This window comes from Stenotrophomonas sp. (assembly GCF_059505245.1).
In genome coordinates this window covers 35748-61380 of record NZ_JCACKF010000020.1, presented here as the reverse complement: position 1 = coordinate 61380, position 25633 = coordinate 35748, and the positions used below count along the sequence as shown (strand labels likewise).

24 protein-coding genes are annotated in these 25633 nt (G+C 67.6%); 11 read left to right on the top strand and 13 right to left on the bottom strand.

Features of this window, described 5'->3' with window-relative positions; genetic code table 11:
• Positions 1 to 80 precede the first annotated feature (80 nt).
• The 3 genes from AC5JLE_RS08875 to AC5JLE_RS08865 form a co-directional block, all read right to left on the bottom strand.
• Positions 81 to 602 (bottom strand): hypothetical protein, encoded by a 522-nt coding sequence (locus tag AC5JLE_RS08875; protein ID WP_496065225.1) that lies wholly within the window; start codon positions 600 to 602, stop codon positions 81 to 83.
• Positions 603 to 1137: 535 nt separating this feature from the next.
• Complete coding sequence (locus AC5JLE_RS08870; protein WP_032958956.1) at positions 1138 to 1371, bottom strand: hypothetical protein; 234 nt, start codon at positions 1369 to 1371, stop codon at positions 1138 to 1140.
• A gap of 88 nt (positions 1372 to 1459) precedes the next feature.
• Positions 1460 to 1966, bottom strand: coding sequence for a hypothetical protein (locus tag AC5JLE_RS08865; protein WP_032958957.1), 507 nt, complete (start codon positions 1964 to 1966; stop codon positions 1460 to 1462).
• 85 nt (positions 1967 to 2051) lie between these two features.
• Between AC5JLE_RS08865 and AC5JLE_RS08860 the strand changes: the two genes are divergently transcribed.
• The 7 genes from AC5JLE_RS08860 to AC5JLE_RS08830 all read left to right on the top strand — a co-directional run bounded on the left by AC5JLE_RS08860 (position 2052) and on the right by AC5JLE_RS08830 (position 5990).
• The gene (locus AC5JLE_RS08860) at positions 2052 to 2312 is read left to right on the top strand and encodes a helix-turn-helix domain-containing protein (protein ID WP_032958958.1); all 261 of its coding nucleotides are present in this window, start codon (positions 2052 to 2054) and stop codon (positions 2310 to 2312) included.
• On the top strand, positions 2302 to 2730 hold the full coding sequence (locus AC5JLE_RS08855) for a hypothetical protein (protein ID WP_014038211.1): 429 nt from the start codon (positions 2302 to 2304) through the stop codon (positions 2728 to 2730). The genes AC5JLE_RS08860 and AC5JLE_RS08855 overlap by 11 nt, the downstream gene beginning before the upstream one ends.
• A gap of 125 nt (positions 2731 to 2855) precedes the next feature.
• Entirely contained in the window at positions 2856 to 3053 is a 198-nt protein-coding gene (locus tag AC5JLE_RS08850) for a hypothetical protein (protein WP_014038210.1), read from the top strand.
• Positions 3050 to 3586: a glycoside hydrolase family protein gene (locus AC5JLE_RS08845; protein ID WP_014648117.1), complete on the top strand. Its 537-nt coding sequence runs from the start codon at positions 3050 to 3052 to the stop codon at positions 3584 to 3586. The genes AC5JLE_RS08850 and AC5JLE_RS08845 overlap by 4 nt, the downstream gene beginning before the upstream one ends.
• A gap of 3 nt (positions 3587 to 3589) precedes the next feature.
• The gene (locus AC5JLE_RS08840) at positions 3590 to 4054 is read left to right on the top strand and encodes a lysis system spanin subunit (protein ID WP_014648116.1); all 465 of its coding nucleotides are present in this window, start codon (positions 3590 to 3592) and stop codon (positions 4052 to 4054) included.
• Positions 4055 to 4103: 49 nt separating this feature from the next.
• Positions 4104 to 4967, top strand: a complete 864-nt coding sequence (locus AC5JLE_RS08835; protein ID WP_032958962.1) for an alpha/beta hydrolase — start codon at positions 4104 to 4106, stop codon at positions 4965 to 4967.
• A gap of 84 nt (positions 4968 to 5051) precedes the next feature.
• Complete coding sequence (locus AC5JLE_RS08830; RefSeq protein WP_197561394.1) at positions 5052 to 5990, top strand: alpha/beta hydrolase; 939 nt, start codon at positions 5052 to 5054, stop codon at positions 5988 to 5990.
• Positions 5991 to 6046: 56 nt separating this feature from the next.
• On the opposite strand, the gene AC5JLE_RS08825 is transcribed toward AC5JLE_RS08830, so the two are convergent.
• Both AC5JLE_RS08825 and AC5JLE_RS08820 read right to left on the bottom strand, forming a co-directional pair.
• Positions 6047 to 6469 carry a response regulator gene (locus tag AC5JLE_RS08825; protein WP_014648113.1) on the bottom strand — a complete coding sequence of 141 codons (423 nt, stop codon included), beginning with the start codon at positions 6467 to 6469 and terminating at the stop codon, positions 6047 to 6049.
• A 92-nt stretch (positions 6470 to 6561) separates the two neighbouring features.
• Positions 6562 to 7329, bottom strand: a complete 768-nt coding sequence (locus AC5JLE_RS08820) for a CPBP family glutamic-type intramembrane protease (RefSeq protein ID WP_496065224.1) — start codon at positions 7327 to 7329, stop codon at positions 6562 to 6564.
• Positions 7330 to 7478: 149 nt separating this feature from the next.
• On the opposite strand from AC5JLE_RS08820, the gene AC5JLE_RS08815 reads away from it, so the two are divergent.
• Entirely contained in the window at positions 7479 to 7784 is a 306-nt protein-coding gene (locus AC5JLE_RS08815) for a TFIIB-type zinc ribbon-containing protein (RefSeq protein ID WP_241884284.1), read from the top strand.
• Between the two features lie 77 nt (positions 7785 to 7861).
• Here AC5JLE_RS08815 and AC5JLE_RS08810 read toward each other — a convergent pair whose 3' ends face one another.
• From AC5JLE_RS08810 to AC5JLE_RS08785, 6 genes are all read right to left on the bottom strand, one after another.
• Positions 7862 to 8374: a GNAT family N-acetyltransferase gene (locus AC5JLE_RS08810; protein WP_069116296.1), complete on the bottom strand. Its 513-nt coding sequence runs from the start codon at positions 8372 to 8374 to the stop codon at positions 7862 to 7864.
• Positions 8375 to 8455: 81 nt separating this feature from the next.
• Positions 8456 to 9466: a copper resistance protein B gene (locus AC5JLE_RS08805; protein WP_496065223.1), complete on the bottom strand. Its 1011-nt coding sequence runs from the start codon at positions 9464 to 9466 to the stop codon at positions 8456 to 8458.
• Positions 9463 to 11274, bottom strand: coding sequence for a copper resistance system multicopper oxidase (locus AC5JLE_RS08800; protein ID WP_075075731.1), 1812 nt, complete (start codon positions 11272 to 11274; stop codon positions 9463 to 9465). Before AC5JLE_RS08800 ends, AC5JLE_RS08805 begins: the two co-directional genes overlap by 4 nt.
• 75 nt (positions 11275 to 11349) lie before the next feature.
• On the bottom strand, positions 11350 to 11733 hold the full coding sequence (locus tag AC5JLE_RS08795; RefSeq protein WP_049406146.1) for a CopL family metal-binding regulatory protein: 384 nt from the start codon (positions 11731 to 11733) through the stop codon (positions 11350 to 11352).
• A 204-nt stretch (positions 11734 to 11937) separates the two neighbouring features.
• Positions 11938 to 13743, bottom strand: a complete 1806-nt coding sequence (gene recQ, locus AC5JLE_RS08790) for a DNA helicase RecQ (protein ID WP_032958973.1) — start codon at positions 13741 to 13743, stop codon at positions 11938 to 11940.
• A gap of 571 nt (positions 13744 to 14314) precedes the next feature.
• Positions 14315 to 14863 (bottom strand): Dps family protein, encoded by a 549-nt coding sequence (locus AC5JLE_RS08785; RefSeq protein WP_005410730.1) that lies wholly within the window; start codon positions 14861 to 14863, stop codon positions 14315 to 14317.
• 86 nt (positions 14864 to 14949) lie between these two features.
• On the opposite strand from AC5JLE_RS08785, the gene hrpA reads away from it, so the two are divergent.
• A complete protein-coding gene (gene hrpA / locus AC5JLE_RS08780) occupies positions 14950 to 19032 on the top strand; it encodes an ATP-dependent RNA helicase HrpA (protein WP_496065222.1) in 4083 nt (1360 codons plus the stop codon).
• Positions 19033 to 19107: 75 nt separating this feature from the next.
• Here hrpA and AC5JLE_RS08775 read toward each other — a convergent pair whose 3' ends face one another.
• Positions 19108 to 19632: a hypothetical protein gene (locus AC5JLE_RS08775; RefSeq protein ID WP_014648104.1), complete on the bottom strand. Its 525-nt coding sequence runs from the start codon at positions 19630 to 19632 to the stop codon at positions 19108 to 19110.
• Positions 19633 to 19762: 130 nt separating this feature from the next.
• On the opposite strand from AC5JLE_RS08775, the gene AC5JLE_RS08770 reads away from it, so the two are divergent.
• Together AC5JLE_RS08770 and AC5JLE_RS08765 are read left to right on the top strand one after the other, a co-directional pair.
• Positions 19763 to 21919 (top strand): RelA/SpoT family protein, encoded by a 2157-nt coding sequence (locus AC5JLE_RS08770; protein ID WP_032958977.1) that lies wholly within the window; start codon positions 19763 to 19765, stop codon positions 21917 to 21919.
• 30 nt (positions 21920 to 21949) lie between these two features.
• A complete protein-coding gene (locus tag AC5JLE_RS08765) occupies positions 21950 to 23515 on the top strand; it encodes a hypothetical protein (RefSeq protein WP_496065221.1) in 1566 nt (521 codons plus the stop codon).
• Here AC5JLE_RS08765 and AC5JLE_RS08760 read toward each other — a convergent pair.
• Positions 23512 to 25611, bottom strand: coding sequence for a glycosyltransferase (locus AC5JLE_RS08760; protein ID WP_075075735.1), 2100 nt, complete (start codon positions 25609 to 25611; stop codon positions 23512 to 23514). The two genes, AC5JLE_RS08765 and AC5JLE_RS08760, sit on opposite strands and share 4 nt — an antisense overlap.
• Positions 25612 to 25633: the final 22 nt, after the last annotated feature.

Genomic DNA, 25633 nt, shown 5'->3' with positions numbered 1-25633 from the left:
AGCGACGGTCGCAGGCGCGGACAAAGGCCTCGAGACCTCTAGCGGAGTGGTTGCCAGATCTTCTTCCTTGCCACTGACCGTCATAAGCTGAAAGCATGCCGGGTGTAGGCTCCCGTCCCTCCCCAGCGACTCTGGAGGTCCGATGCGACCCTCCAGAGCTCCGAGTAAGGCACGTGATGCACTTGGATGATTGCTGACTCCGGGAAGTAGGGGGAGTCGTAGAGATCCACACTGATCTCTTGCTCCCATGGAACTCGAATGTCGTTCTGCGCGTAGGCTATTCCAAGTTCCCGAAGCGCTTGGAGGGTCGTCTCGACGACAACTCCATGATCTGAACCTGACTCGTCCAGCTCATTCAGCGCGAAGAACGCAGCGACGGACTTATCTTTGGTGAAGCTCAGCCAACTGTGCCTGTAGCCGGAAGAGTCCATCGCAGTGAAGGTCAGAGCGTTCTGAACACACCTGCCGACGTAGATGTCAGTGTCTCCTGCAGAGACCCGAGTGTCTCCTGCATGAAACTGTGCCTCGCGTTCCTCGCCCTTTCGCGCAACACCTTGCCGAGTCTCCCACTGATGCGAGGTCATGCCGCGATAGATCTTCATCGAGGTTGTGTCATCTTGATCAGCAGAAAAATAGACCATGAAGATTGGTTCCAGATTGGGGGGCCGAGTGTCGGCCAGATCAGCGAGATCCAGGGCGGGAGAATTCAGTCGGACCATAAGCAACCGCAGGCGTTTCACGGAATGCGGCCGGGAAAGAACGCGGATGTAGGCTGCTGATCCTAAACGATGGCCTAGCCATCTTTTAATCTTTTGGTCGAAGGTTCGAATCCTTCACGGCCCACCATTGCATTGACGATCAAGAAGGCGCCCAAGGGGCGCCTTTTTTGTTGCTTCCTTCAAAGCACTTCCGCAATGGGGGAAGTGCCGCTGCAACGATGCGGTGTTGCAGGTGCCATCGACTCCCCGGCGCCCGCTGGCAGCGGGTGCGGGGAGGCGGCGCTCCGCGCACCCGCTTCCGTCGCTGCTGCCCCCACGTCACTCACCTTAAAAAAATTACCTTTAAGGTAACAATAATGGTAATTTCAGGTAATTGATCTCATCAGAACCGGCCGTTTCCGGCCGGCCAGGGACGCTGTCAGCCGTAATGCGCGCGCAACAGCCCGGCGTCGTGGAAGGAAATGCCCTCGCGGATGCACTCCTCCGCGCGCTCCATGTCCTTGTGCAACTGGATCAGTGCGTCGTCGGCGAGTTGCTCGATGTTGACCACACCGCAACATGCCTGATCGATCACATGCTGCATGGGTTCGCCCCAGCGTCGGCGTACGTTGCGGATCATGCGGCAATGCCACTCGCGCATGATCGCGTCCATGCGCCTCTCCCCGCGGACCACATGTGCGTCTCCCGCCACCACCCGCAATGCCGGCGCCGGGGTGCGCTCGCCGCGCAGTTCCTGGGTCCTAGCGGCCAACCGCTGTGCGAGCTCCTCGAGTCGCGTGTGAGTCATCCCTTGCCTCCCTGATCCGTCTTGCCAGAAGCTTCGTCAGGTCGAGCACATTGTCCGGTGCAGAGGGCTGACCGAACTCGTCCACGACCATGAATGCGGTCTCCAGCAGCACGGGATCGTAGATCCATTCCGGTGGATCGCCGACCAGCTCCAGGTAGTGCGAAAGCACCTTGACCGCAGCGCTCATTTTCTCGAAATCCAGTCCCGTAGATTGAGACTGAAGCGACACGTCCCCGTCCTGATCGACGCGATCCAGCGTTCCATGTGGAAGCTGCATCACTGATTCAAGATCGCGCGCAAGCCGATGGCCGATGCTCTTCGGGTTGCTCTCGGAAATCCACTGGCTGACCTGGGGCTGGGCCCAGCGGGTGCCACCGTACAGGCGGGCCCACTCGGCCGGGCCGCCGGCGGCGGCCACGCGGAGGCGCATGTTGAGGGTGCGAGCGGTACTGGCGTCCATCTGTAGATGGTGCGCTGCATTACCAATCCAGCAAATGACCAAAACGGTATTGACTATCCATTACCGTAGCAGTAATGTGTGGCCCATGAACCTCATCGACTACGCCATCTCCCAAGGGGGCTACGGCACCCCCAGCTGTCCCGTCATGCGCCGCCTGGCCCACCAGACCGGTTGCGCGCTGCGGACCCTCTACATGATCGCCCGCGGCCACAAGCTTCCCGGCGCACGCCTGTGCCGGCGCATCGAGCTGGCCACTGCGGGCGCCGTGCGCCGCGAATCCCTGCGCCCGGATGTGTTCGGTCCGGCCCCGTCGCCCGTCAAAGGAGAAGCCACCCATGCAGCTTGATACGTTCGGTGAGTATGTCCGCAGCCGCCTGGAGCACTGGGGCGGCGAATATGCGCTGCATCGCGACTGCGAATACCTCGGCTTCCAGTCGCGCAACCTGCTGGCGGTGCTGATCGAGCATCGTGGTGACATGCCGGGGCGGGCCCAGGGCTACAAGCCTCTGGAAACCGATCAGCTGGCGCAGCAGATCGAAGACATCATCACGGCGGTCGCGCGTGACAACGTGGCGATGGCCTGTGCGCTGCGCGGCTACTACTGCGGGCGTGGCCGACGCAAGGTCGAACGATTCGAAACGGCGAATCTGCTGCTGGCCAACAGCGGGCAGCGGCCGGTATCCAACCGGCATTACCTCAACCTGGTCGAACTTGGCTTCCAGCGCGTACGTGGCTGGATGGAGGGCATCGCCCAGGCCGCATGAGCGGCGGAACCGATCTTCCGCCCGCCTCCCGACCGGAACAACCCTCGTGCCGAGCCGGCAGCGGGGCGGGCACCCCTTCGGGCCACGTCGATGCGACGCGGCCTGCATTCCCTCCAGGACCCATCATGAAAGAAGAAATCATCAGCACGGCCGGCGCGGCGGCCATCAAGTCGGCGCCACCGGTTACCGTCGCCGGTGCGCTTGCAGCCGGCATCACCCTGGACCGCCTGGTCGTGGTCCTCACCATCATCTACCTGGCGGCGCAGATTGCCTATCTGGGCTGGCGCTGGCTGCGCGAATGGCGCCGCAGGGAGCGCGAATGAGCCGGCCCGGCAGTACATTGCCGGTACGCAGCCTGGTCGCCGCGCTTGCGCTGAGTGCTGCGGGCCTGATCGCCATCGTTGACCGCGAGGGATACACCGACGCCGCAGTGGTGCCCACGCGCAATGACCGGCCCACCTATGGCTTCGGCTCGACCGTTCGCGAGGATGGCACGCCGGTGAGGCTGGGCGACCGCACCACGCCAGTACGCGCGCTGCATGCCGTGCAGGCTCATCTGGCCAGGGAGGAAGGGCAGTTCCGCGCGTCGCTGCCCGGTGTGGCGCTCAGCCAGGGCGAGTACGACGTCTATGTCGATTTCCTCTACCAGTACGGCATCGGCAACTGGCGCGCGTCGTCGATGCGCCGGCATCTGCTGCAAGGTGAGTATCACCAGGCCTGCGATGCCTTGCTGCTGTGGAGACGGGCAGGGGGCTACGACTGTTCAACCCGCATCGACGGCCGCCCCAACACCGTGTGCTGGGGAGTGTGGGAGCGCCAGCAGCAGCGCCACGCGCGTTGCCTGGCGGAGCAGTGACCCATGCCGCGCATGCTGGTGGTGATGGCGTCGCTGCTGCTGTGGTCGTTGCTGATGTTCATGACTGGCTGGCGTTGGCGCGGTGATCGCAGCGACCTCGCGATGGCGCGTGCCGATGTGGAGCAACAGGCCGGCGCGGTGCAGTCCGAACGGCGGTTGCGCCGGGATCAGGAAGAACGGAGCGAGGCGATGGCCTCACTGGGGGAACAACATGAACAGGATCGTGAGCGCGCGGCCGAGGTGGATGCCGATGTGGTGGCTGCCCTGCGCGCTGGCACTCTCCGCCTGCGCGACGACCTCGCCGCGTGCCATACCGGCCGTCTGTCCGAAGCCGCCGCCCGCACCGGCGAACGTGATGCGGGCGCCCAGTTACGAGCAGAGGTTGCGGCAGCGCTTGTTCGAATCGGACGCGATGCCGACGACCAGCTCCGTGCCTGCCAGGCCGTGATCGAACTGGATCGCCGTTGAGGGCGCCGGCGCAGTTATGCTGGCCGTCCTCTCGAAAATGGAAGTTCGCATGCGCGTCGTCGCTCTCTCCGCCCTGATCCTGCTGGCCGCCGCAGGGCCGGGCCTCGCAGCTGTTCCCACCGTGCCGGCAGCACCGCCGGCATCGACCGCTGCGGCCGCACCACTGGTGATCGGCGAGACCTTCACCGTGCAGTCGAAGGCACTGGGCGAGACCCGCCGCATCAATGTCTATCGTCCGCAGCCCTGGGGCCTGGATCCGAAGGCGCCGCTGCCGGTGCTGTACATGGCCGATGGCGGCATCGGCGAGGATTTCCTGCATGTGGCAGGGCTGGTGCAGGTGCTGACCGGCAATGGCAGCATGCGTCCGTTCCTGCTGGTCGGCATCGAGAATACCGAGCGCCGCCGCGACATGACCGGCCCCAGCAGCGACCCGCAGGACCAGAAGATCGCGCCACGCATCGGTGGCTCGGCGGCCTACCGCAGCTTCCTGCGCGATGAACTGATGCCGCAGGTACGCCAGCGCTACCCGACCACAGACGAGCGTGCGCTGATCGGTGAGTCGCTGGCTGGCCTGTTCGTGGTCGAGACGCTGCTGCAGGAGCCGACGCTGTTCAACAGCTATATCGCGCTGGACCCCAGCCTGTGGTGGAACCGTGGTGCGATGCTGGCCGGAGCATCCCGGCAGCTGCCGGCGGTGACGCGTGCACAGCCGCACGTGTTCCTGGCCAGCAGCGGGCAACCGGAACTGGCCGCATCCACTGCACGACTGGCCGAGATCCTGCAGCAGGCCTCGCCGTCGCCGCTGGTGAAGTACCTGCCGCTGCCGGAGGAAACCCACGCGACCGTCTACCACCCGGCCGCATTGCAGGCGCTGCGCACACTGTTCCCGGCGCCGCCGCCGGCCTCGCCCTGACCGCGCGTGGCGCGGCGCCGCGCGACGTGTGAGGATGCGGTAGCGACGCCACCCGGGTGCGTCGCCCGCAACGGGAGAGTGTGGATGCAGCGTGTGCGTGGATGGAGTGTGGCGGCCTGCCTGGCCATGGGGGGCTGTGCGATGTCGGTGGCGCCACCGGCAACTCCGGATGAAGCGAAGGAAAGCGCGGCCACCGCCGCGCAGGGCGTGGTGCTGCCGGATACCGAGGCGCTGCGCGTGCACGACCCGGTGGGACGCGATTACCCGATCTGGGTGGCGTTGCCGGCCGACTACGCCGCACATCCGGAAAAGCACTATCCGGTGCTGTACGTGACCGATGCGCTGTACAGCTTCCCGCTGGTGCGCAGCGTGCGCAACCTGGTCGGGCAGAAGGGCGTCAACATCGAGGATTTCATCCTGGTCGGGCTGCCGCCGCAGGAGGGGCTGACCTCCAAGCAGAGCCGCTCGCGCGACTACACGCCCAGCACCCCGGCGCGTACGGTCGATGGCTACTACAGCGACGACGTCTCCTACGGCGGGGCCGCGCACTACCGCGATTTCCTGGCGGCGCAGGTGCTGCCGATGGTCGATGCGCGCTACCGCACCGATCCCACCCGCCGCATGTTCGCCGGCCACTCCTATGGCGCGCTGTTCGGCGCCTATGTGCTGACCACCCAGCCGGACTTGTTCAGCACCTACATCCTGTCCAGTCCGTCGCTGTGGTTCGACCAGCTACTGCTGCCACGCATGCAGGACGTTGCCGTCATCCCGGCGCAGCCCACGCGCGTTCTGTTGTCGGTGGGCAGCTATGAAACGGACAAGCCCGGGCCGCGCTATTCAACCGGCAACGACATGCTGCGCCAGACCGCCGACTTCACCGCCCAGCTTCAGCGCAGTGGCCGCAAGCTGAAGGTGGACAACGTGGTGATCGACGGTGAGGACCACCTGACCGTCTACCCGCGGGCGATCACCCGTGCGCTGCTGGAAGTGATGCCGGGCGAGGGGCCGTATACCGGCGGTTGATGGCCGGTGGCATCCACGCATGGCATGGATACCGGGGTGTGGTGTGGATGAATGCCTCAGGCCGCCTGTGCGTCCGGCCCGGTCAATACGCCCACATCGGCGTGCCGGAAGCACAGCCGGATGGCGTCGAGCAGCTCGCTCATGTTGTAGGGCTTGGGCAGGAAATGGATGCCGTCGCGCAGCTGCGGCAGCACCTGGTGCTGGTCCATGCCCGACGTCACCAGGATCGGCAGCTGGGGATACAGGCTGCGGACCCGGTTGGCGGCTTCGATGCCACTGATCGCCCCCAGATTGACGTCGGTGAACAGCAGGTCAAAACGCTCACCGGCCGCCAGCAGGCCCAGCGCCGCTTCGGCAGAGCTCACGCCCACTACGTGGCAGGCCTGGCTTTCCAGCGCCAGTCGGCTCAGCTCGCGGGTTTCCTCGGCGTCCTCGATGAGCAGGACGCGGGGTTCAACGTGGCGCTTGGACAGCAACATGACGCGACAACTCCGGACAGCAACGGTGAAAAGGCGCGCAAGTATGCGCAAGCCGGTAGTGATCCCGACGTGCACGGCAAGCTAAGCGGGCGTTACAGCCCTCTCTGGCGCCTGAGCCGCACGTGCCATGCCAGCACCGCCACCGCGAGCAGGGCGGTGCCGATGCGCAGGCTGGTGGCCTGCCAGCCCAATGCGATGGCGTCATCGAGGCTGAACACATTCCAGGCCAGGTTCATCGAAACATGCAGGACCAGGCCGCACCACAGGGTGTCGCCGTCGAGGTGGTCGAGCCAGGCGAAGATGAAGCCGCCCAGCGCGATCACCGCGCCAATGAACAGTGCGATGCCGCCGCCGTCGAACCCGCCGAAGCCCAGCCAGTGCACCATGCCGAACAGCAGTGCCTGCGGCAGCGCGAGCAACGGCCACGGACCGCGCACGATCTTCACCAGCAGCACGAAGCCGAGGCCACGGAACAGCGCTTCCTCGGCCAGCGGGAACAGCGCGGCCAGCATCGTGGCATCCAGCGCAGTCAGTGCCGTGTTCGGAGTTCCGAGCAGCGCCAGTCCCAGCCAGCAGGGCAGGCTGGCCAGCAGCACCCACAACGGGCCGCCCCAGCCGTTTCCGCGCAGTCCCAAGCTGGCCATCAGGCCCATGTCACGGGGCCGCAGCAGCGCGGCCAGCAGCAGTGCCACCAGCACCGCCAGCGCGTTGTCCAACAGGCTGCCGCCATAGGGGATGGGCAGTGCGGGAACCGGTGTGCCGATGGCCGCGGCGATATCCCGCAGGTTCAGGCCAAGGCCGACACCCAGCAGCACCAGCAACAGGCGCGCGGTGGTGGGCAGGCGGGACAATACGGTCATGTACGCATTCCCTGCGGAACAAGGGCGCAGTGTGCCGCGCGGTACGCATGTGGGCACGCGCCGGAAGTCCCTGTGCCATCGGTCACGCGTTGCCGCACAGTCATCGCGGTGCAGGTACAGTCGAAACCAGACCGACAGGAGCAATACCGATGCTGTGCCCCGTGTGCAAGACCCAGACGCTGCAGATGGCCGAACGCCACGGCATCGAGATCGATTACTGCCCAAGTTGCCGCGGCGTGTGGCTGGATCGTGGCGAGCTGGACAAGATCATCGAGCGCGCAGGCGCCGGTGCGGCCGTACCGCCGCCAGCGCCCGTGCAGGCTCAGCCGGCGTCGCCGCCACTGGTGATGCACCGTGATACCCGCCACCTCGGCCAGCGCTACGAGGACAACCGGGGCCAGGGCTACAAGAAAAAGAAGAAGGACAGCTTCCTGTCGGAACTGTTCGATTTCTAGTTTGTAGCGTCGAGCCATGCTCGACTGGATATTGCAGACCCTGGCCAAGCATGGCTCGACGCTACATGGCTGCATGATCATGGCCGCCGCAGGATGAACTCGCGGTCGTGGGTATCACCGACGATGAAGTCGTACTCGCCGACCTTGCTGCAGCCATAGCGCGCGTAGAAGCGCTGCGCGCCGAAGTTTTCTTCCCATACGCCCACCCACAGGGTGCGGCGCTGCGGCCGGTCCAGCCAGGCCATGAACGCGTCCATCAGGCGTGCACCATGGCCGCCGTTCTGGTGTGCGGCCAGGATGTAGAACCGCTTCAGTTCGATGTCGCCCTCGCGTGCATCGGCGTGCGGCAGGGTGTTGGCACCGGCGGCCAGGTAGCCGACCACGGCGTCGCCGTCCATCAGCAGCCAGATGGCGCTGCGTGGGTCGGACAGTTCAGTGCGCTGCGGTTCGCTGCTGTAGTGCGCCTGCAGGAAATCATGCAGCTCCTGCGCGGGGTACGAGTCGCCCCAGGTTTCGGTGTAGGTGGTGATGGCGATCGCCGACAGGGCATCGACATCGGCAAGGGTGGCGCGGCGGATCTGCAACGACATGGCGGTGCCTGCACTGGAACGTGGCGCAGTGTAGCCGGCCCCGGCGGCTGCCGGGGCTGGCCATTGCGCACGAGCCGCTGCTCAGAACCACATGCGCACGCCGGCCACCCAGCGTGTGTCGCGCGCGTGGTCGCCGGCGTAGTCGGCGGTGTCGCCAAACGTGCGCTCGTGGCTGATGCCGATGTATGGCGCAAAGCGGCGGCTGAACTCATAGCGCAGGCGCAGCCCGGCTTCGACCTTGTTCAGTCCGCGACCAATGCCGTACTCCGGTTCATCCCTGGAAGCGACGGTGGCTTCCAGCAGCGGCTGCAGGATCAGGCGGTTGGTCAGCAGCACGTCGTACTCGACCTCGGCCTTGGCCAGCACCTGGCCGCCGGAACCCATATACAGCGTGGCCGAGCTCTCGAACTTGTACGGTGCCAGCCCCTGGATGCCGATGGCCGCCCACGTGCGCGAGTCGGCCGGGCGGAAGTCCTGGCGCACGCCGACCAGCACGTCCCACCACGGCGACACGCTGCGGCCATACAGTGCTTCCAGCGACGATGACTCGGTGCGGCCGCGGCTGCGTTCGCCATCGGTGCGCAGCCACAGGCGGTTGATGTTGCCACCGATCCAGCCGGTGGCCTCCCAGGCCTGGCCATTGCTGCTCTTGCCGTCCCAATGTTCGAGGCGGTCGATCAGCAGCAGGCTGTTGATCTCCGGCGCATGCTCCATCGCACCGTGCGCGATCGGTGGGAATGCGGCAGCGCGGTCGGCATCGGTCGGCACCGGGATGGGGTCGCGCGGTTCGGTGGGCGCGGGCGTGGCATGGCCCATTGCCCCGTGGTCCATCTGCGAATGGTCCATCGCCGCCGGTTGCATCGCGCCATGGTCCATCTTCGAGTGATCCATGCCGGCATGATCTGTGGCGCCCGAATCCATCTTCGAATGATCCATCTTCGAATGATCGGCCTGTTCGACCGGCGCGTTGGCGGTCTTTGCGGGCGGATCCATCGCGGCCATGTCATGCCCGGCGTGCGACTGCGCGAACACCGGCAATGCGGCGGCCAGGCCCAGGGCCAGCAGGCTGGGGGAAAGCAGTGAGCGGCTCATTCTTCGATCCTCACTTCGCGCATCATGCCCGCTTCCATGTGGTACAGCAGATGGCAGTGGTAGGCCCAGCGGCCGAGCGCATCGGCGCGCACGCGATAGCTGCGGCGGGTGCCGGGCGGCATGTCGATGGTGTGCTTGCGCACCTGGAATTCCTCCTGCGCGTTCTCCAGATCGCTCCACACGCCATGCAGGTGGATCGGGTGCTGCATCATGGTGTCGTTGACCAGCACGATGCGCATGCGCTCGCCGTAGTTCAGCCGCAGCGGTTCGGCGCTGGCGAACGGAATGCCATCGAACGACCAGGAGAATTTCTCCATGTGCCCGGTCAGGTGCAGTTCGATCTCACGGCTGGGCTCGCGGCCATCGGGGTCCTCGAACAGGCTGCGCATCGCGCCATAGGTCAGCACCTGGCGGCCGTTGTCGCGCAGGCCGATGCCGGGGTCGTCCAGCTTCGGTTCGGTGGCCGAGCTCTGCATGTCCACCAGCGGGTTGTTGCGCTCGCTGGCCGGGTGCTTCGGCGCCTTGCTGGCGGTATCGCCACCGGCAGGCGCGCCGTGGCCCATGCTGGCGCCGCAGCCGCCCTCCATGCCCTTCATCGCGGCCATGTCGTGGCCGCCGTGGCCACCACTGCCCATGTCGTGGCCCATGTCGCTCATCGTCAGCAACGGGCGTGGGTCGCGCTCGGGAATCGGCGCCTGCAGGCCATGGCGCACCGCCAGCGTGCCGGCAGCGTAGCCGGTGCGGCCCATGTCCTGGCAGAAGATCGTGTAGGCATCCTGGCCGCTCGGTTCCACCAGCACATCGTAGGTCTCGGCCGGCGCGATGCGGAATTCATCGATGCTGACCGGGTGGATGTACTGGCCATCGGCGGCGACCACGGTCATCTTCAGGCCGGGAATGCGCACATCGAAGTAGGTCATCGAGGCGCCATTGATGAAACGCAGCAGCACCTTCTCGCCGCTGCGGAACAGCCCGGTCCAGTTGCCGGCCGGGGCGGTGCCGTTCATCAGGTAGGTGTAGGTGTGGGCGTTGATGTCGGAGATGTCGGTCGGCGTCATCCGCATCCGCCCCCACATGCCACGGTCGGACAGCGCGGCTGACCAGCCCCCGCGCTTCACGTCACGCAGGAAGTCGGGCAGGGTGCGCTTGTAGTAGTTGTCATGCTCGGCGAGCTTCTTCATGCGCCGGAACAGCGCACCCGGATCCATGTCGGTCCAGTCGGACAGCATGATCACGTGCTCGCGGTCGTGCCGGTACGGCGCCGGTTCGGCCGGATCGATGATCAGCGCGCCGTACAGGCCGGCCTGCTCCTGGAACATCGAGTGGCTGTGGTACCAGTAGGTACCCGACTGCTTCAGCTGGAAGTGGTAGTGGTAGGTCTCGCCGGGGCCGATGCCGTTGAAGCTCAGGCCGGGCACGCCGTCCATGTTGGCCGGCAGCAGGATGCCGTGCCAGTGGATCGAGGTCGGGTGGCGTTCCAGCGTGTTGCGCACGAACAGGTCCACGGTCTGGCCTTCGCGCCAGCGCAGGATCGGCGCCGGCAGCGATCCATTGACGGTGATCGCCGGGCGGGTGCGGCCGGTGAAGTTGGCCAGTGATTCGCCGATGGCCAGTTCGATGCGGGTGTCGCTGAGCACGGCTGGGGCGCCGGCCAGGCGCGGGGTGGCCGTGGCGGCGGCGAGCGCGCGCTGTGGTGCGCCGACGGCGGCGATGCCGGCAACCACGCCGCCGGCGGCCAGGCCCTGCACGAACAGGCGGCGCGACGGCATGGGCACGGCGCCCGGACCGGGGGGAATGCGGGTATTCATGGTGGTGACTCCAGACACGTAAAGACGCCGGCAGGTGGCCGGCTACGGTGCGCAGGGCGCACGGTGCATGTGGAATCAGCCGATGGGAGGGCGTGAGATCGGCGGCAGCGGCGGCGCCGGACGGCCGGTGGCCGGCATCGGCTGCGGGGCCAGCGACAGCGCCGGGCCGGCCATGAACGGCAACGGCTGCACCACCAGCAACGGGTGCTGGGCACAGCTGCGCACGCAGTCCTTGATCTGGCAGTGGGCGTCGTGGGCGGAGGCCTTGGCCTGCGGGGCCGGGTCGGCCTGCATGCCGGCGTGGTGGTGGCAGTCGGCGTCACCGCCAGCTGCGGCGGCCGCGACGGCGTGTGCCATCCGCCCCATTTCTTCATGACCGCTGGCCATGGCCGCGTTCAGCCCGTTGAGCAACAGGCTGAGCATGAGCACGACACGAAGCAGGGTCGAGGCCAGGGACATGGCGCTAATCTAGCCGCAAGCGGGCGCGGATGCACTTCCGGCTGAATGGCCGGTTCAAGGTTGGAGCTGCACCAAGGTGGAGCCGGGGCCGCGCTCGGCTGCTGTTCGCGCAGGGGCAGCCGAGCGTGGGCTCGGCTCTACCGGGGCGCCCGCGCGCCGTTGGGACCATGCCCGGCGGCCGCGCAGCGCGGCAACGCGATACCGTCAGCCCTCTTCGCGCACGATCTCGACCAGGCGCGGGCCGTAACGGCTCAGCTTGGTGCCGCCGATGCCGCCGACCCGTGCCAGTGCATCCAGGCTGGTCGGGCGCTGTTCGGCGATGTTGCGCAGGGTGCTGTCGTGGAAGATCACGAACGCCGGCACGTTCTGTTCGCGGGCCAGTTCGGCACGCAGGCCGCGCAGGGCGTTGAACAGCGCCAGATCCTGCGGCAGTACCGACAGCCCGGTACGCTGCGCACTGCGCTCGCGCCCGCTGGTGCTGCTGGCCGGGTCGCGGCGCATGCTGATCTGGCGGCGGCCGGTCAGTACGTCGCGGCTGGCGTCGGTCAGGCGCAGGCCGCCGTGGCCCTCGCTGTCCACTTCCAGCAGGCTGGCGGCGACCAGTTGGCGGAACACGCTGCGCCAGGTGCGCGCATCCAGATCGCGACCGATCGCATAGGTGCTGAGCTTGTCGTGGCCCTGCTGCTTCACCTTCTCGTTCTCGCTGCCACGCAGGATGTCGATCAGGTGGCCGACGCCGAAGCGCTGGCCGCTGCGGTAGACGCAGCTCAGCGCCTTCTGTGCCGGAATGGTCGCGTCCCACGAGGCCGGCGGTGTCAGGCAGTTGTCGCAGTTGCCGCAGGGCTGGGGGTAGGTCTCGCCGAAACCGGCCAGCAGCACCTGGCGGCGGCACTGCATGGATTCGCAGTAGCCCAGCAGATGGTCGAGCTTGGCCCGCTCCAGCTGCTTGCGCTCTTCGCCGGCCTCGGACTGCTCGATCATCTGCTTGAGCAGCACCACGTCGCCCAGGCCGTAGCACAGCCAGGCCTCGGCGGCCTCGCCATCGCGACCGGCGCGGCCGGTTTCCTGGTAGTAGCCTTCCATCGACTTGGGCAGGTCGGTATGCGCGACAAAGCGCACGTCCGGCTTGTCGATGCCCATGCCGAAGGCGATGGTGGCGCACATCACGATGCCGTCCTCGCGCAGGAAGCGGCGCTGGTTGTTCGCGCGCACGTCCGGCGGCAGGCCGGCGTGGTAGGGCAGGGCGTTGAAGCCCTGGCCGCAGAGGAATTCAGCGGTCTCCTCGACCTTGCGCCGCGACATGCAGTAGACGATGCCGGCCTCGCCACGGTGGCTGCGCAGGAAGTCGGTCAGCTGCTTGCGGGCGTTGTCCTTCTGCACCACGGTGTAGCGGATGTTGGGGCGGTCGAAGGAGCTGACGAAGTGGCGTGCTTCCTGCAGATCCAGGCGCTCGGCGATCTCGCGCTGGGTTGGCGGATCGGCGGTGGCGGTCAGCGCGATCCTCGGGATCTGCGGCCAGCGCTCGTGCAGCACGGTCAGCTGGCGGTATTCCGGGCGGAAGTCGTGGCCCCACTGCGACACGCAGTGTGCTTCGTCGATGGCGAACAGGGCGATCTGGCTGCGCGACAGCAGCGACAGGAAGCGACCGGTCAGCAGCCGCTCGGGAGCGACATAGAGCATGTCCAGCTCACCGGCGAGCAGTTCGCGCTCGACGCGGCCGGCAGTCTCGGCATCCAGGGTGGAATTCAGGTACTCGGCGCGCACGCCGAGCTGGCGCAGGGCTTCGACCTGGTCCTGCATCAGCGCGATCAGCGGCGAGATGACGATGCCGCAACCGTCACGCAGCAGGGCCGGGACCTGGTAGCACAGCGATTTGCCGCCGCCGGTGGGCATCAGCACCAGGGCATCGTGACCGGCAGCCACATGCTCCACGATGTCCTGCTGCGGACCACGGAAATCGTCGTAACCAAAGACGCGTTGGAGCAGGTCGTGCGCGGGACGGGAAGCCATCCGGTTAGTTTACCCCGGAGGGAGGGGTAGGGGTTCGGCAGGGCTGCGCCCTGCACCTGCTGCAAGCCAGTGCAACGTCAAAGGCAACAGCCGGCTCTGGGCTGTCTGCTTATTGGGCGGGGCGGTGTGGGCTTGCAGGACACGCCGTAAACCCGTCCTTGGGGGCTCGATGGCGCCATCCATGGCGCCAACGGTCCTGCAAGCCCACACCGCCCCACCCCCGACAGTTTCCCGGTGACGGGGGGCCAGATCAATCCACGCCATGCGTGGATGAAAACTGTCAGAACTCGACAAACAAAATGGGTCAGATCCGTTTTCCTGGGGAAAACGGATCTGACCCCAATGGCTTTGCCGGCAGATCGCGGAAAACTGCCGAAGGCGGGGTGGGTCCGGTGCCAGGGGTGTCCGCGGCATGGATGCCGCGGCCAAGCCCCCAAGGACGGGTTCACGGCGTCCCCTGCTACCGGACCCACCCCGCCTACCCACAGGAGGCCAGCTTTTGCTCTGGCTCTGGCCTTGGCTTTAAGGCCTCTGCGGGTGCAGGGCGCAGCCCTGCCGGGCCCCCCAACTCTTACTGCAGCAGCGAGCGCAGCATCCAGGCGTACTTCTCGTGGGTCTGCAGCCGCTGGGTCATCAGATCCTCGGTCGGGGCGTCGTCTCCCTTGGCCGCCACCTCCAGCACTTCACGTGCCGTACGGCAGACTGCTTCGTTGGCGACCACCAACTGGCGTACCATTTCACGCCAGTCCGCGCTGTCGGTCAGGCCCGGTTCCTCGGCGATCGAGGTCAGCGCAGCGAATTCCCGGTAGGAGCCCGGGGCATTGAAGCCCAGCGCGCGGATGCGCTCGGCCACGTCGTCCAGTGCCGCCCACTGCTCGGTGTACTGCGTCTCGAACATGGTGTGCAGCGAGTTGAACATCGACCCGGTCACGTTCCAGTGGAAGTTGTGCGTCTTCAGGTAGAGCGTGAACGCATCGGCCTGGAAGCGCGACAGACCGTCGGCGATCTTCTTGCGGTCGCCCTGGGTGATCCCGATATCGATGTTCGGCGCCGACGGTGCCGCCGCTGCAAGCTTCTGCTTGCCGGTCTTGGCCTTGGTCGTGCTCTTGGTCTTCGCCATGGGGTTCCTCCTTGTGGAATCGTTGGCCTTCACAATAAACCGGTCGTGATGACTGGTCGCTATCAAAGTTTTGAACGAACCGATTGATGAACTCTATCGATAAAAATCCATCGTCCCGCCTGCGCCAACAGCGCGCCGCCATCGACGGCGCCATGAGCCGCGACCGGGGCCGTTTGCTGGGGATGCTCTCGCGTTGCCAGGCCAAGCCACAGGATGCGGCGTTGGCCGCTACCTTCGAGCAGGCCTTGCAGGCGTCGGTGCAGCGCCGGCAGGTCCGGGCGCAGCAGCAGCCGTCCATTACTCTGGACCCGCAGCTGCCGATTGCGCGTGAAGCCGACGCCATCATCGGGCTGATCCGCGACCACCAGGTGGTGGTGATCGCCGGTGAAACCGGCTCGGGCAAGACCACCCAGCTGCCGAAACTGTGCCTGGCCGCAGGCCGTGGCCAGGCCGGCATGATCGGCTGCACCCAGCCGCGACGGATTGCCGCACGTGCGGTGGCAAGCCGCGTGGCGCAGGAACTGCAGAGCGAACTGGGCCAGTTGGTCGGCTACCAGGTGCGCTTCAACGACAAGGTCAGCGACGACAGCCGCATCAAGTTCATGACCGACGGCATCCTGCTGGCGGAGATCGCCAGTGACCGCTGGTTGTCGAACTACGACACGATCATCGTCGACGAGGCGCACGAACGCAGCCTCAACATCGATTTCCTGCTGGGCTACCTGAAGCAGCTGCTGCGCAAGCGCCCGGACCTGAAACTGATCGTCACCTCGGCCACCATCGATACCGAACGCTTCGCCCAGCATTTCGACAATGCGCCGGTGATCAGCGTCGAAGGCCGCACCTACCCGGTGGAAGTGCGCTATCGCGCGCTGGAAGGCGAGGGCGAAGACCAGGGCGAACGCACCGTCAACGACGCCATCGTGTCGGCCATCGACGAGATCACCCGCCTGGATGCGCGCGGCGACGTGCTGATCTTCCTGCCGGGCGAACGCGAGATCCGCGATGCGCACCAGTCGCTGGAGCGCCGCAAGTACCGCAACACCGAGGTGCTGCCGCTCTATGCGCGGCTGTCCAACCAGGACCAGGACCGGGTGTTCAATCCCGGGCCGAACCGGCGCATCGTGCTGGCCACCAACGTCGCGGAGACCTCGCTGACGGTGCCGCGCATCCGCTACGTGGTCGATCCGGGCTTTGCCCGCGTCAAGCGCTACAGTCCGCGCAACAAGCTGGACCGCCTGCACATCGAGCCGATCTCGCAGGCCAGCGCCAACCAGCGCAAGGGCCGCTGCGGCCGTATCGCCGAGGGCATCTGTTACCGCCTGTACGCCGAAGCCGATTTCCAGGCGCGGCCGGAGTTCACCGATCCGGAGATCCGCCGCTCCAGCCTGGCCGGGGTGATCCTGCGCATGCTGCAGCTGGGCCTGGGCCGCATCGAGGAGTTTCCGTTCCTGGAAGCGCCGGACGAGCGTGCGGTGGCCGATGGCTGGCAGCAGCTGACCGAACTGGGTGCGATCGACGCCGAGCGGCGCATGACCACCATCGGCAAGCAGATGGCACGCCTGCCGGTGGACGTGAAGCTGGCGCGCATGCTGGTCGCCGCGCAGGCCGCCGGCTGCCTGCGGCCGATGCTGGTGATCGCCTCGTTCCTGGGCATCCAGGACCCGCGCGAACGTCCGCCCGAAGCACGCGGTGCCGCCGACAGCGCGCATGCGCAGTTCGCCGATGGTCGTTCCGAGTTCGTTGGCGTGCTGCGCCTGTGGGATGCCTACCGGCAGGCCCATGAAGACCTGACCCAGTCCAAGCTGCGCGACTGGTGCGGCCGTCATTTCCTCGGCTTCCTGCGCATGCGCGAGTGGCGCGAGCTGCACCGCCAGCTGCGGCTGCTGTGCGAGGAACTGGGCTGGAAGGAAGAGGCCAACGAGGCGTCGATGGCGCCGTTGCTGGCCGGCAGCAGTGCGCCGGCGGCAGCGCGTGATGATGCCGCCGCAGTGAAGGCCACCCGTGGCCAGTTGCACCGCGCTGCACGCCTGGCCCGCGAAGGCAAGGCCGAAGCGGCGCCGACGCCGGTGGCCGTACGTGCACAGAAGGAGCAGGCACCGGCGGGCGGCGGCTTCAGCGAACGCGTGCGCGCGGCTGCCTACCAGACCCTGCACCGGGCGTTGGTGGCGGGCCTGCCGACGCAGATCGGGCACCGCACCGAGAAGGGCGATTTCCAGGCGCCACGCCAGCGCCGTTTCCTGCCGTTCCCCGGTTCGGCGCTGTCCAAGCGCCCGCCGCCGTGGTTGCTGGTGGCCAACCTGCTGGACACGCAGAAGGTCTGGGGCATGACCCTGGCCGCGATCGAGCCGGACTGGGTCATCGCCGAACTGCCGCACCTGCTGCTGCGCAAGCACTTCGACCCGCACTGGTCGCGCGCGCAGGGCCAGGTGCTGGCCTCCGAGCAGATCAGCCTGTTCGGCCTGGTGCTGGCACCGAAGAAGCCGGTGCACTACGGCCGCATCGCACCGGGCGAGGCGCACGACATCTTCGTGCGCCAGGCGCTGGTGACCGGCGAGATCAACACCCGCGCCAGCTTCGTGGCCGACAACCAGAAAGTGCTGGAGGTCGCCCGCGAGGAGGAAGCGAAGCTGCGCCGCGCCGGCATCGTGGCCGACGAGGACTGGCAGGCGCGCTGGTACCTGGACCGGGTGCCGCCGCAGATCCATTCGGCGGCAGGGCTGGATGCCTGGTGGAAGGGGCTGGCGCCGGAACAGCGCAAGACCCTGCACTGGTCACTGGTCGACCTGTTGCCGGGTGAGGGCAGCGAACAGGAGCGCTACCCGAAGTACCTGCCGCTGGGCCAGGCGCGCCTGCCACTGCACTACCGCTTCGAGCCGGGTGCCGATGATGACGGCGTGACCCTGGACGTGCCGCTGCACCTGCTCAACGCGCTGGACCCGGTGCAGCTGGGCTGGCTGGCGCCTGGCTTCGTCGCCGACAAGGCCTCGGCACTCATCCGCAGCCTGCCCAAGGCGATGCGCCGCAACTACGTGCCGGCGCCGGACTTCGGTCGTGCGTTCTTCGAGGCATTCCCGCAGCCCAGCGCCGATGCCATCACTGGCGAACTGGCGCGCTTTTTGTCACGTGCCACCGGCGCGACGGTGACGGCGCTCGATTTCGAACCCGCTTCGATCGAACCGCACCTGCACATGAACCTGCGCCTGCGCGACGAGCACGGCAAGGTGCTGGCGACCTCGCGTGATCTCGATGCGTTGCGCGCGAAATTCGGCGGCCGTGCCGGCGATGCCTTCGCTGCACGCGCGGGGCGCGAGATGGCGGCCGATGGCCTGCGCACGTTCCCGGCCGCGCCGATTCCGCTGCAGGTGCCCGGTGAAGCCGGCGTTCCGGCCTATCCGGCGCTGCTGGACGAGGGCGACAGCGTGGCGCTGCGCATCTTCGCCGATCGCCAGCAGGCGCAGGAGGCCCACCCGCTGGGTGTGCGCCGGCTGCTGGAGATTGCCCTGGCCGAGAAGGTCAAGCAGGCGCGCAAGCAGCTGCCGGTGGGTGCCAAGACCGGCCTGCTGTATGCCGCGATCGAATCGCAGGAACGCCTGCGTGGAGACCTGGTGGATGCGGCGATGAACGCGGTGCTGGCCGAAGGCCTGGAAGACATCCGCGATGCGGCAGCCTTCGAGCAACGCCGCGAGCATTCGGCCAAGGCCCTGTTCGGCGAGGCGATGTCGCGGCTGAAACTGGCCGAGTCCATCCTGGCGCTGGTGGCGGAACTGAAGCCGTTGCTGGAGGCGCCGTTGATGGGCTGGGCGCGTGGCAACCTGGACGACATGGAAGCGCAGCTGGCCGGGCTGATCCACCCCGGCTTCCTGCGCGACACGCCGGCCGACGCGCTGGCGCAGTACCCGCGCTACCTGAAGGCGATGATCCTGCGCACCGAGCGTGCCAAGCGTGATCCGCCGCGTGACCAGGCGCGCATGCTGGAATTGCACCCGTTCCTGGAGGCGCTGGAAGCGGGCGAGCAGCAGGGCCTGCGTGATCGCCCGCAATGGCAGGCGCTGCGTTGGGATCTGGAAGAGCTGCGGGTGTCGTTGTTCGCGCAGGAGCTGGGGGCGCGCACCGGCATTTCGGCGAAGAAGCTGGCGCAGCGGGTGGCTGCACTTCGCCAGGCGTGAACGCGCGCCATGGTCGCCCCATCGGGCGACCATGGCCGCCGGGCATGGATCCGGCACGGCCGGAATGCCCGGGCGTTACTTGGTGCGACGAACCTTCGGTTGCACGTTCACCCCGTCCACCTTCATGTACCAGGCGCCCATCACGCCCGGGCGCATGCTGACGTTCGGCGCTTCCTTGCGGCCACCGGAATAGTGCGTGGCGTCTATCTGCTCCCACTCCTGGCCGTTCTGCAGCACGTAGCGGCGGCCCTGGCCGAAGCCACGGAATTCGCCCTGCAGGGTGCTTTCGATCGGTTCGCTGCTGCCGAAGTCCAGAAAGCCGCGGTTCTTCTTGATCACTTCCTGGCGGCCTTCTTCGCGCGCTGCGGCGACGGCCTGGGTGGTGGCCGCCTCGACCTTGCCCTGCAGCCAGCGGTTGAGCGTGGCCAGTTCAGCGGCGCTGAGCTTGTCCAGGCCGGCGGCCTTGAACTCGGTGGGCGACATCTGCTGCTGCAGGTCGCCCTCCACCACGCGCTGGGCCAGCGCAGGCGCGGACAGGGACAGCAACACGGCGGCACAGGCCAGCAGCCGTGGACGGACGCGCAGGGCAATCGAAGGCATGGCGGGTCTCTCCTGGATGTGTTGGCGAGTGTAGCGGCATGTCTTCATGCCGGGTGATGGTGGCCGCAGTGATTGTCCCTGAACGGCGCCGGCGCTAGTGTAGGGGCCTCTGTCTTGCCTGCTCGATGCTGTGAACCGCGCTTCCGTCCCTGGCCTGGATGCCTTGTTGAACCGTCCCTCGGCAGCGGTGCTGCCTGCTCCGCTGCGCCAGGCCCTGCGCGAGCATTGGGAAGCGCCGGATTGCGACCACCAGATGCGTGCCACATGGTCGGTGCTGGGCGATACCCTCGATGCGCTGGCGATGCTCTCGGCCGACGAAGGCGCGGTGGTGGCAGCATTGCTGTTTGACCTGCCGGGCCTGCGTGCCAGCCTGGACCAGCTGCCGCTGGGCAGCCACCAGGCGGCGGTGATCGGCCTGCTCGACGGCCAGGATGCGGCCGACCCGGTGTGGGCGCTGCACGCCGGCCGTGAGGCCGGACGCAACAGCGAGGGCCTGCGCCGGCTGCTGCTGGCGATCATCCGCGACCTGCGCGTGGTGCCGATCCTGCTGGCGCGCCAGCTCGCGAGGATGCGCGCGGCCGACAAGCTGGACGACGAGCAACGCCGCGCGCTGGCCCAGCTGACCCGGGACATCCACGCGCCCCTGGCCAACCGCCTGGGCATCTGGCAGCTGAAGTGGGAGCTGGAGGACCTGGCGTTCCGCCACCTGGAACCGGAAACCTACCGCCGCATCGCCCGCGAGGTGGACGAAACCCGCATCGCCCGCGAGCGTTACGTCGAGAACGTCAAGAAGGTGCTGTCGCGCGAGCTGGTCGCCCAGGGCATCAAGGCCGAAGTCAGCGGCCGCCCGAAGCACATCTACAGCATCTGGCGGAAGATGCAGAAGAAGCGGCTGGCCTTCGACCAGCTGTATGACATCCGTGCGGTGCGCGTGATGGTCGACGACGTCGCCGCCTGCTACGCCGCGCTGGGCGTGGTGCACGCGCTGTGGGCGCCGGTACCAAGCGAGTTCGATGATTACATCGCACGCCCGAAGGCCAACGACTATCGCTCGCTGCATACCGCCGTGGTCGGCCCGGAAGGGCGCACCATCGAAGTGCAGATCCGTACCCATGAAATGCACTCGCAGGCAGAGCTGGGCGTGGCCGCGCACTGGAAGTACAAGGAAGGCGGCAAGGGCGCGGAGAAGTCCTTCGATCGCAAGATCACCTGGATGCGCCAGCTGCTGGAGCAGGCGCAGGACGGGCAGGGCAATGAACTGGCCGGGGCGCTCGATGCCGAGCTGACCGAGGACCGGGTCTATGCGCTGAGCCCGAAGGACGAGGTGCTGGACCTGCCGCAGGGCGCTACGCCGCTCGATTTCGCCTACCAGGTGCACACCATGGTCGGGCATCGCTGCCGCGGCGCCAAGGTCAACGGCCGTATCGTGCCGCTGACCTATCGCCTGCGCAGCGGCGACCGCGTCGAAATCCTGACCGGCAAGGAGGCCGACCCGCGCCGCGACTGGCTGATGCCGGCCAATGGCTTCCTGGCCAGCAACCGCTCGCGCGAGAAGGTGCGCAGCTGGTTCCACAAGCTGGACCGCGCGCGCAACGTGCAGGCCGGTCGCGAGCTGCTCGAGCGCGAGCTGAAGCGGCTGGGCCTGCAGCACTCGGACCTGGCCGTCGCGGCCAAGAAGTTCCATGCCGACAGCGTCGATGACCTGTACATCCAGGTGGCGCTGGGCGATACCGGCCCGAACCAGGTCAGCCGGACGTTGCTGGAGGCGGAACGTGCCGCCAGCCAGCCCGCGCCCGCGCCGACCCTGCCGCGGCCGACCGCGCGCCGCGAGAACCTGGGCAAGTCCAAGTTCACCGTGCAGGGCGTGGGCAACCTGCTGGTGCAGCTGGCACGCTGCTGCCAGCCGGTGGCCGGCGAGCCGATCGTCGGCTACCTGACCCGTAGCCGTGGTGTCACTGTGCATCGTGCAGACTGTGCCGCGCTGGCCCGGCTGGCCGCCGCCAGCCCGCAGCGCATCCTGCCGGTGGAGTGGGGCCAGGCCGGTGGCGGCTACGAAGTGGACGTGGTGGTCGACGCGGTCGACCGCCGCTGGTTGCTGAAGGACATCACCAACCTGATCGCCCAGGAAGACGCTTACGTGCTCGACATCCACAGTGACAACGTGCGCAACAGTGGCCGTGCTCATCTGCGGCTTCGGCTGAAGGTCAGCGACTACGGGCAGTTGTCGACGCTGCTGGGCAAGCTTGATGCGCTGCCGGGCGTGAGCGAGGCGCGTCGCCTCGGCTGAGCTTCACGCTGCCCCGGCTACCCTGCACGCATGGAACGCGAGCCCCCGCATCGCCCGCATGGCGCTGAACATCCTGCGCTGGACCGCGTCCGTCGCGAGGGCCGCTGGTGGTGGCTGCAGGCACGCCATGCGCGCCGGGTCTGGCGCTGGGCGCTGCTTGCGGCGCTGGCCGTGTTCGTGCTGCTGGTCCTGCTGCGCAAGCCGCTGGCCGACTGGTTCTGGGATGAGCCGCAGATCGAACAGCTGCTGGCCGAGGGGGATCGTGCGCTGGCCGCCGGTCGTTTGAGCGATGCCGATGGCAGTGGTGCGCGCGAGCGCTACCAGGCGGTGCTGGCGCTGGACGGTGATCGCCCGCAGGCGCGCCAGGGCCTGGCCAATACCGGCGCGGCAGCGCTGCAACAGGCGCGCGATCGCCTGCACGCCGGTGACCTGGACGGCAGCGCGCAGGCACTGGCACTGGCCCGTGAGCTGCAGGTGCCGCAGGGCGAAGCCGATGCGGTCGCCCGCCAGCTGCAGGCGCGACGCAGTGCCGGAGCCGGTATTGGTGCGTTGTTGGCCCAGGCGCGCAACGCGTTCGCGGCCGGACGCCTGGATGATGGCGACAGCAGTGCGTTGCCCTTGTTCCAGCGCATCCTTGCCCTGCAGCCGGACAACCTGCCGGCGCTGGAAGGGCGCGAAGATGCGCTGAGCGACCTGCTGCTGCAGGCACGCACGCTGGCAGGGCGCGGAGAGCTGGCCGAGGCGGCCGCGATCCTGCGTCGTGCCCGCCAGTTCGATGCCGGTCATGCCGATCTGCCGGCCAGCGAGGAAGCCCTGGCGCGCGCGGTGGACCAGCGCCTGCAGCAGGCGCAGCGGGCACTGCAACGACAGCAGCTGGACGCCGCAGCCCAGGGTTTCCTGGCAGTGCTTGCGGTGGCGGCCGATGATCCCAATGCCCAGCGGGGGCGTGAGCAGGCGCTGCAGGCGGTGGTCGTGCGCAGCCAGACATCCGCCGACGACTTCCAGTTCGATGCGGCGCAACGCGATGCAGCCCTGGCGGCGGAGCTGGGCGCTTCGCAGGCAATCCGGCAGCAACTGGCACAGCGCCTGCAGCGTGCGCGCCAGGCGCAACAGGCCCTGCAGCAGCCCGCGACCAGTACGGCGCAGCGCGAACGCCAGCTGCGCGACCACCTGCGCAAGATCGAGCGTGCCGAACGTGCAGGGCAGTGGATCAGCCCACCGGGGCACAGCGCGTTCGACGCACTGCGCGAAGCCCAGTCACTGGCCCCCCGCGACACGCGGGTCAAGGCTGCCGCAGCACGCCTGCTGCCCGCCAGTCGCCGCTGCTTCGACGACAATCTGCGGCAGAACCGGGTACAGGCGGCGGGTGCCTGCCTGCAGGCCTGGCAGACGCTGTCACCGACCGCAGCGGGCCTGCCCTCGGCGCGGCTGCGGTTGGCCCAGCGCTGGCTGGCGATCGGCAGCGAACGGCTCGGCAATGGCGACCTGGCCTTTGCCGCGCACGCTTCCGAACAGGCGCGGTTGCTGCAACCGGACCTGGCCGAACTGCCGGCGTTCGAAGACCGCCTGCGTCGCGCCGGTGGACGGGCGGACTAGGCGAAGAACACCCGCTGCACGGTCGCGCGGGCGGCATCTAGTGAGAAATGCTGGGCGACGTTGGCCAGGCCGGCATCGGACAACTGCTGCCACAGCTGTGGATCCTGGTACAGGCGGATCACCGCATCGGCGAAACCGACAGCGTCATCGGCCACCAGCACGTCCTGGCCGGGATGCAGGTGCATGCCTTCCACGGCGCAGGTGGTACCGACCACCGGCTGGCCATGGGCCATGCTCAGGTTGATCTTGCCCTTCACGCCGGCGCCGAACCGCAGCGGCGCAATGGCGATGCGCGCGCCGTCCATGTAGGGCGTGATGTCTTCGACGAACCCGTGCATCTGCACACCGGGCTGGCGTGCGGCCAGTGCCAGCAACGACTCCGGCGCCGCGGCGCCGATGCAGTGCAGGCGCACTTCCGGCAACCGGGCGCGGATGCGGGCAAAGACCTCGCCGATGAACCATTCCATGCCGTCCAGGTTCGGCGGATGACGGAAGCCGCCGACAAACACCAGGTCGCGCCGCTGCTCGAATACGGCGCCGGCACCGGCGACCTCATGCAGGTTGGAGATCAGCTCCACCCGTACCTGCGGCGCATCGGACTGCAGCTGCTCCCGTTCGGCCGCACTGACCAGCACGGTGATGTCGCACTGCTCCATCACGGCCAGTTCGCTGCTGCGGGTACGTTCCGCTGCACGCAGCAGGGTTGCGTCGCCGGCCACTTCGGCACCGCGGCGTTCGCGCAGGTAGTGCAGGTCGACGGTGTCGAACACGGTCCGTGCCTGCGGTGCATAGCGCTTGAGCAGCGGCAGGCATTCGTGGGCGACGTGGTGACGCACCAGCATTGCCACGTCGAAACGCGATCCGTGGCTGCGCAGCCAGCCGGCTACGCTGTCCAGGAAGGGCGCGTACCAGACTTCCACGCCCATCCGTTGCAGCGCTTCGGTGGCCGCACCGGCGTGCTCGCGCCGGGTCGGTACGAACACAACGTGGGCGCCGCCCTGCAGCAGCAGGCGGATCAGATTGACCTGGCGCAGTGACCCGGAATCGCGATCCGGTTGCGGTACTTCCTCGTCCAGGATCAGCACCTGGCGCCGGCCGCGCAGCAGCAGCGCCGGAGACGGCACTTCGCCGACCGCCGGATGACGGCCCAGTTCGGTGGCCCAGCGGGCGGCGAAGATGGCCTGGTTGCGTACCTGGTAGGCCTTCACCCCGCTGCCGGTGTCGGTACCGTTGCTGGTGCCTTCGTCGTGGATCACCCGGCTGGCCGGCTGCACCAGCACGCGCAGGCCGTGTGCACGCACGCGGAAGGCCAGGTCGGTGTCCTCGTAGTAGGCCGGCTTGTAGCGGGTGTCGAAGCCGTCCAGCTGCTGCCAGAGGGCGCGTGGCAGCATCAGCGCCGCGCCCGAGCAGTAGTCGACGTCGCGCAGGCTGGCAAAGCGCGGATCATCGGCGGCCTCGAAGCGGCCGTAGCTCCAGCCACTGCCATCGGCGAAGATCACCCCGCCCGACTCCTGCAGGCGGCCATCCGGGTACAGCAGCTGGCTGCCGACCAGGCCGGCGTCGGGCACGCTGCCGAAGGTGTCCAGCAGGGCGTCGAGCCAGCCCGGCTGCGGCACCGTATCGTTGTTCAGCAGTACCACGTAGCGGCCGCGTGCGCGCGATACACCGTCATTGCAGGCTTCAATGAAGCCGCCGTTGTGCGCACGCACTTCATAGCGCAGCCCGGCCACCTGCGGCATCCACTGCACGGTGGCATCGCTGCTGCCGTCATCCACTACCAGGATCTCGCACGCGGCGGCCGGCGGGTGCGCCGCCAGGGCGCGCAGGCAGGCCACGGTGTGGGCGACGTGGTTGTAGACCGGGATGACGATGCTCACCTCCGGCGACTCGCTGAACGGCACCGTGAAGGGGGCGAAATCCTGCGCTGGCGGCAGGAACAGTGGCGTGCGCGGGGCGGGGACGGCGCGCTGGGCATGCACGCGGATGCGTTGCCAGGTGGCACGCCAGCCACGGGTGCGCAGGCTTGCCAGGCTCCGGCGGGCCAGGCCCGACAGGCGGTTGATCAGGTATCGGATCTCGGCCAGGGACATCGCCATCCGGTTGCAACTCCAGCTTAAG